The sequence below is a fragment of the Streptomyces desertarenae genome (assembly GCF_042681365.1).
GTDB classification, from domain to species: domain Bacteria; phylum Actinomycetota; class Actinomycetes; order Streptomycetales; family Streptomycetaceae; genus Streptomyces; species Streptomyces desertarenae.
Map to the genome: position 1 here is coordinate 107,759 of NZ_JBHUFU010000016.1, position 7,186 is coordinate 114,944.

Genomic DNA, 7,186 nt, shown 5'->3' on the forward strand with positions numbered 1-7,186 from the left:
GGACATCGGCAGCGGATATCCGCGAAGGAAGCCCCGCGCCGGCCTCGAACGGAGGCGGGGCGCCTTGTCCGCGTACGACAGAGACGTAATCATCTGCAGATCCCCTGCGGGCCTGCCCGGAAACCGGCTCGGTGCCCAACAGCCCGGTGTGCGAGAGTAGTTGGCTGACCAGCGGGGGTCGGTACGGAACAGCGGGGGGCGCTCGTGGCGGTGGTGCTGCCGGACGGTGTGGATGCCATCTTGGACCTGATCGGGGTGGGCTGGCCCAACGTCGACGAGGACGCCTACCGCGACATGGCCAAGGACCTGCGGGACTTCGCCGACGACGTCGACAAGGACGCCCACGCCGCCCACCAGAGCATGAAGCGGCTGGTCTCCTCCGGCCAGAGCGAGGCGCTGACCGCCCTGAACGGCTACTGGGGCAAGGTCAAGGACAAGCACCTGGCCGACCTGGCCGACGCCGCCCGCATCTTCGCGAACGCGATGGACGCCGCGGCCGACATCATCGAGGGCCGCAAATGGGTCGCCATCGGGGAGCTGACCGCGTGCGCGGCCTCGGCCGGGATCTCCCTGGCCGCCGCCCCCTTCACCGCCGGGCTCTCCACTCTGATCGGCGCCGGCGCGATCCAGGCCTGCCGCATCGCGGTCAAACGGGCGATCAAGGAGATGACGGAGCTGGCGGTCGAGCAGATCGTGACCGCCATGACCGAGCCGGCGGTGAAGTCGCTGGAGAACATGGCCGCCGACCTGGTCGTCCAGCTCGCCGCCAACGGCCTGGGCCTGCAGGAAGGCGTCGATGTGCGCCAAGTGGGCGATGCCGGCAAGGAAGGCTTCCACGACGGTGTCCAGTCCGGCAAGGAATCCCTGCACCTGGCCTCCGCCGACAGCCCCGGTGCCGGACTGCCCAACCTGGGCGGACTGATCGGCGCCCTGGACCTCGACGAAGACGAACACGACCGGGCCGCGACCAAACTCAACGGCGTCGCCACCTCCCTCAACGGCTCCACCACCGGACGGCTGACCCGGGCCAAGTCCAACCACAACCGCACCCGCGGCAGCGACGGCATCGCCCAGTCCATCGACACCGTCGCCGACAAGATGATGACCTCCCTGGAGAAGGCCACCAGACAGCTCGGCGACCACCTCGGCGGCGCCCTCCCCAAAGGCGTGCGCAACATCTCCACCAGCCACCGGGAGAACGAACGCCGCACCAAGGACAGGTTCGACTCCCTCAAGACCCCCGACGCGGACACCGGCAAGGGAGGGCCCGGCCCGAGCGGCTCCCCCGCGCGGCGCGACGGCAGCGGCCCGGCCCCGCACCTCAAACCCGACTCGCTGCGCACCGTCACGTCCGACCCGCGCACCCACAGCATCCCGCTGAACAAGACCGAGTGCGCGACCGACCCCGTCGACGTGGCCACCGGCGAGATGATCCTGGCCCAGACCGATCTGGACCTCCCCGGCATCCTGCCGCTGGTGCTGCGCCGCACCCACCTGTCGAACTACCGCTGGGGGCACTGGTTCGGCCGCTCCTGGGCGTCCACCCTGGACGAGCGGCTGCACGTCGACGGCGACGGCACGGCGGTGTGGGCGCGCGAGGACGGCTCGCTGCTGACCTACCCCACAGTGCCGGAGCCGGGCGGGGCGCCGGTGCAACCGGTGGAGGGGCCGCGGCTGCCACTGGTCCGCGTCCTGGACGAACCCGGCGTCGCCTTCGCGGTCACCGATCCGCACACCGGGTGGAGGAGGTGCTTCGCCGCAGCCGAGCTGCCCGGCAGCGTCTTCGACGCCCCGGCGTTCTGCCACCTGGTCGCGGTCGAGGACCGCAACGGCAACCGCGTGGACATCGTCCGCGACCCGGACGGCACGCCGACGGCGGTGGTCCACACCGGCGGCTACCAGGTCCAGGTCGCCACCGCCCGCCTCGGCGACCACGGCCCGGTGCGGGTGACCGGCCTGGCCCTGCACGACCCCGGTGCCCCGGGCGGCTCGGTGCCGGTCCTCTCCTACGGCTACGACGCGGCCGGGAACCTGGACGCGGTCGTCAACTCCTCCGGCCTCCCGCTGCGCTTCACCTACGACGACGCGGCCCGCATCACCTCCTGGACCGACCGCAACGACTCCACCTACCGGTACGTCTACGACGACGCCGGCCGGGTGGTGGAGACGGCCGGGCCCGAGGGCATCCTCTCCTCCACCTTCGACTACGGCGTGAACGAGGCGGGGAACCAGGTCACCCGCTACACCGACGCCACCGGCGCAGTCACCGTCTTGGAGATCAACGGGCTCCACCAGGTCGTCGCGCGAACCGATCCGGCCGGCCACACCGTCCGGCAGACCTGGGACCGCTGGGACAACCCGCTGACCTACACCGACGCGCTCGGCCGCACCACGAGCTGGACGTACGACGACGCGGGCAACGCCATCGCGATCACGCTGCCCGACGGCAGCACCGCCACGGCCCGCTACAACGACCTGAACCTGCCGGTGGAGATCACCGGCCCGGACGGCACCGTCTGGCGCCAGGCGTGGGACGAGCGCGGCAACCGCACCTCCGTCACCGCCCCGGACGGGGCCACCACTGCCTTCACCTACGACGACCGCGGCGCGGTGGCGGCCGTCACCGATCCGGCGGGCGGCGTCCAGTACCTGACCAACGACGCCGCCGGGCTGCCGCTGACGGCCACCAACCCGGGCGGCCACCTCACCACCGTCGTCCGCGACGCGTTCGGCCGCCCCACCCAGATCACCGATCCCCTCGGCGCGGTCACCCGCCTGGAGTGGACGGTCGAAGGGCACCCGGCCCGGCGTACCGCGCCGGACGGCGCCACCGAGTCCTGGACCTGGGACGGTGAGGGCAACTGCACCTCCCACACCGATCCGAACAGCGGCACCACCCGCTTCGAGCACACCCACTTCGACAAGCTCGCCGCCCGCACCGAACCGGACGGGGCGCGCTACCGGTTCCGCTACGACCCCGAACTGCGCCTGATCCAGGTCGCCAATCCCCAGGGCCTGATCTGGACCTACGACTACGACCGGGCCGGTCGGCTGATGTCCGAAACCGACTTCGACGGCCGCACCATCCGCTACACCCACGACGCGGCCGGCCGCCTGACGGCCCGCACCACCCCGCTGGGCCACCGGATCCGCTACGAACACGACATCCTGGACCGCTTGGAGGCCAAGGACGTCGAGGGCCTCCGCACCGAGTACGCCTACGACGCCTCCGGCCGGCTCATCCGCGCCGCCGCCCCCACCTCGACCCTCACCGTGGAGCGCGACGTGCTCGGCCGGGTGCTGGCCGAGACGGTCGACGGCCGCACCACCCGCTACACCTACGACGTCCTGGGCCGGCACACCTCCCGCACCACCCCCAGTGGCGCGGTCACCGAGCTGACCTACGACGCGGTCGGCAACCGCACCGCCCTGACCGCCTCCGGCCACACCCTCGCCTTCACCCACGACGCGCTCGGCCGTGAGCTGGAACGCTCCTTCGGCGCCGCCGACCGGCCCGTCACCCTGGCCACCGTCTTCGACGTCCTCGGCCGCCCCACCGAGCAGACCCTGGCCGCCGCCGGCCGCACTCTGCGCTCCCGCGGCTACACCTACCGGTCCGACGGCCACCTCACCTCCATCACCGACCGTCTCACCGGCACCACCCGCCACCACGGCCTCGACCCGGTCGGCCGCCCGCTGACCGTCACCGCCGAGAACTGGTCCGAGTCCTACGCCTACGACACGGCCGGCAACCAAACCGCCGCCCACTGGCCCGATACCGCTCCGCACCCCGAGGCCCGCGGTCCGCGCACCTACGACGGCACCCGCCTGCTGAGCGCCGGCCGCGTCCGCTACGGGTACGACGGAGCCGGCCGCACCGTGCTGCGGCAGAGGACCCGCCCGTCGAAGAAGCCCGAGACCTGGCGCTACACCTGGGACGCCGAGGACCGGCTCACCGAAGCGATCACCCCGGACGGTACCGTCTGGCGCTACCGGTACGACCCGCTGGGCCGCCGCACCGCCAAGCAGCGCCTCACCGCCGACGGCGAGGTCGCCGAGGAGATCCGCTTCACCTGGGACGGCACCTGCCTGGCCGAGGAGACCAACACCGCCACGCACACCGTCCTGACCTGGGACCACGACGGCCACCGACCGCTGGCCCAGACCGAACGCCTCCTCGACCCCGACGACCGGTCCGAGGTCGACCGCCGGTTCTTCGCCATCGTCACCGACCTGGTCGGCACCCCCACCGAACTCGTCGACGAGACGGGCGAGATCGCCTGGCACACCCGCGCCACCGCCTGGGGCACCACCACCTGGCACACCGGCGCCACCGCCTACACCCCGCTGCGGTTCCCCGGCCAGTACGCCGACCCCGAGACCGGGCTGCACTACAACTACTTCCGCCACTACGACCCCGACACCGGCCGCTACGCCACCCCCGACCCCCTCGGCCTGACCCCCGCCCCCAACCCGGTCACCTACCCCCACAACCCCCACACCTGGGCCGACCCCCTCGGCCTCGCACCGGAAGGCTGCACAGACAAGGGCGGATGGTACGGAGGCCTGCAACCCGCGGGTGACGGCAAAGAGATCAACCACATACCGGCGAAGGCGTCGTACAAGCACCTCGTGGACCCCCGCCTCACACCGCACATGGGGCCGGCGATCAGAATGGAGCGCTCAGACCACAGAGAAGTGACGAGTACGGGCAGTTCCCATGAGGCCAAGGCCTGGCACGCCCGGCAACGTGCTTTGATAGATGCCGGAAGATTCGACGAGGCGATGAAGATGGACATAGACGACATCAGGGCGCGCTTCGGAAGCAAGTACGACCAGCACATCGCGGATATGGTTGAAAGCCTCAAGCAGAACAGGGGACTTCAGGAGTTCCTCAAGGCAAACGGCTGGAAGATCAACTACGACCTCTTGAAGTAGGACTCATGGAATTCGTCATCGATCCTCCTCGTGGCGTCCCGCCGGTCCAGATCGGGATGACGTACGAGCAAGCACTGTCGGCGGTCGAGACCTGGGGTCCGCCGAAAGTGTCCGGCCCCTACGCCCATACGGCGACGGTCAAAATCATGGCCACCGTGGAGACTCTCGACATTGTCGTCCACCTGGAGGGAGGTGAGCGAGTCACCGCCATCGAACTGTGGCGGTTCGAGAACGAGGAGGAGTTCAACGGGCAGGTGCTGCTCGACGGCGTAGACGTGTTCCGTTCCCCCGCTCGCGAGATCCTGCAGCACCAGAGGGAGAAGGGGCACACGGTGGATGACGCAGATCCGGAAAACCCCGTCATCCCGGGTGTGACACTGGCTTTTACCCGTGAGACGGGAAGGCAGGTCCCGCTCGATCCCGACGACGGACTCCCTCTGCACTTCACATCCGTGCTCGTCGCGGACGAAGAATATTACTGAGGTGTTTCAGCGGTGCCGCTCCAGGGGTGGGGGCGGTTGTGGTGATTGACGTCATTCGACTCGGGTTGCATCGGGCCTCGCGGAAGACCCGCCAGGATTTCAGCCGTGCCATGCCGCGTTCGACAGGGGCTCGAACCCGGGCCCCTACGCTGGCCCGCGGTTGACCGTGCGCTGGGGCGGTGACAGCTCACCGCCGGACGGCCATTCGCGGCCGGTGGCCGCCCCGGGATCGGCACCCTGATGGGCCCGGCCGACCGTCGAGGCCACCCTCGGTACGCGCCTGCCCGACGACTACAAACACCTGGCCTCCACCTACGGACCCGGCGCGTTCTGCGACTTCCTCCGCATCCACCACCCCCACGCACCCACCCCGTGGGCCAACCTCACCGGCCCCGTGCCGGCCACCCTGCGCGACCAGCTCACCCAGGACCGCGACCAGGGCAGATTCCCCGTCCCCCACGACCCCCGGGCGCTGCTCGCCATCGGGGTGACCGACAACGGCAACCACCTGTTCTGGATCACCACACCCCGGACCGCCCCCGACGCCTGGCGCATCACCGCCAACCAGCCCCGCGGCCACGACTGGTACACCTTCGACGGCACCCTCACCGACTTCCTCACCGCCGTCCTCAGCCGGCAGGTCCAAGTCCCTGTCTTCCCCGACGACCTCCTCGACGGCGGAGCCTCCTTCACCCCGGCCCCCACTCAGACCACCCCCGCGCCGGCATCGCCCCCCGGCAGCGGGCGGCGCATCGACTCCCAAGCCGTACGCGTATGGGCCCGCGCCAACGGCTACGACCTCCCCGACCGCGGACGCATCCCCGCCACCATCCTCCAGGCCTGGGAAGAAGCCCACCCCGCCTGAGATGCGGCGCCCCTCACGCACGCAAGAACCAGCAGGTGACAGCCCCCGAGGCACAGCCCCGCAACCGCGGATCCGCTCGCCCCCACACCCGAGGGATCCCGGAGCACCCGCGATCGTGTCCGCCCCCACGGTCCCGGCATCCCGCCGCAACCGCTGCACACCAACAGAACACCCCCGCGTCGGAGGGGAGGACCGAATCCGAACCACGCACGAGTGGTGTTCCGGTGCGGGTCGAGCTATCTCGGGCGCGGGGCGTGTCCTCCCCGCCGACGCGGGGGTGCTCCGGTGGTGCCGGTGAGACGGGCACGGATGATCATGTCCTCCCTGCATGTGCGGAGGTGATTCTGGGCAGCACTCCGGATCGGAACCCCTGTGGCTGAAGCGGTCCGCCCGCCGAGGGCCACTGCGGTGCCGGTGCGGGTGACCGTGGCGCCTGCCGGGGCGGCCTGGAGGACCGCCCCGGCAGGCTGTCACCGGCGGCCGCGGGCGGCCAGCACGGCCGTCAGGAGGAACGTGCCGACGCCGCCCACGGCGACTGCGGTCTCCCGGAACTCCGGGTGCCGGTGGAATACGTAGCCGGCGAACGCGAGGGCTGTCCCGGCTGCGAGGAGCCAGAGCAGCAGCAGGTCCCGGCGCAGCCCGTGGTGGTCGTCGCGGCGCGGTGCGGGGGTGTTGGAGGTGGTGTCGGTCGTCACGGTGGTGTCCTTTCCGTTCGGGCGGGTGCGGGCCGCTCCCGCCGCACACGGGCCGTTCTTGAGGACTGCGGGGCGGGCGGGAACGTGGTGACTACGGTGGGGTACCTGTGCGGTGGTGCGTCAGGGGAACGGCCTGTTTCCGGCACGGCGGGTCTGCCGGTTCCATGGAGTGCGGGGGACGGGCGCAGACCGGACGCGTCGATGTT

Annotated in this window: 4 protein-coding genes and 1 pseudogene; 3 read left to right on the forward strand and 2 right to left on the reverse strand. The window is 70.9% G+C overall.

The features are described from left to right. The first annotated feature begins 228 nt into the window (after positions 1–228). Positions 229–4,938, forward strand: a complete 4,710-nt coding sequence (locus tag ACFSJS_RS23360; RefSeq protein WP_380903589.1) for a DUF6531 domain-containing protein — start codon at positions 229–231, stop codon at positions 4,936–4,938. Between the two features lie 5 nt (positions 4,939–4,943). Then, positions 4,944–5,420 (forward strand): hypothetical protein, encoded by a 477-nt coding sequence (locus ACFSJS_RS23365; RefSeq protein ID WP_380903591.1) that lies wholly within the window; start codon positions 4,944–4,946, stop codon positions 5,418–5,420. On the opposite strand, the pseudogene ACFSJS_RS23370 reads toward ACFSJS_RS23365, so the two are convergent. Then, positions 5,383–5,669 (reverse strand): annotated as a pseudogene (locus tag ACFSJS_RS23370) (hypothetical protein); the annotation flags it as partial. The gene ACFSJS_RS23365 and the pseudogene ACFSJS_RS23370 overlap by 38 nt on opposite strands. Positions 5,670–5,814: 145 nt before the next feature. Here ACFSJS_RS23370 and ACFSJS_RS23375 point away from each other — a divergent pair. Then, complete coding sequence (locus ACFSJS_RS23375; protein WP_380903593.1) at positions 5,815–6,285, forward strand: Lsr2 family DNA-binding protein; 471 nt, start codon at positions 5,815–5,817, stop codon at positions 6,283–6,285. Positions 6,286–6,755: 470 nt separating this feature from the next. Here ACFSJS_RS23375 and ACFSJS_RS23380 read toward each other — a convergent pair whose 3' ends face one another. After that, the gene (locus tag ACFSJS_RS23380; protein WP_380903595.1) at positions 6,756–6,980 is read right to left on the reverse strand and encodes a hypothetical protein; all 225 of its coding nucleotides are present in this window, start codon (positions 6,978–6,980) and stop codon (positions 6,756–6,758) included. Positions 6,981–7,186 lie beyond the last annotated feature (206 nt).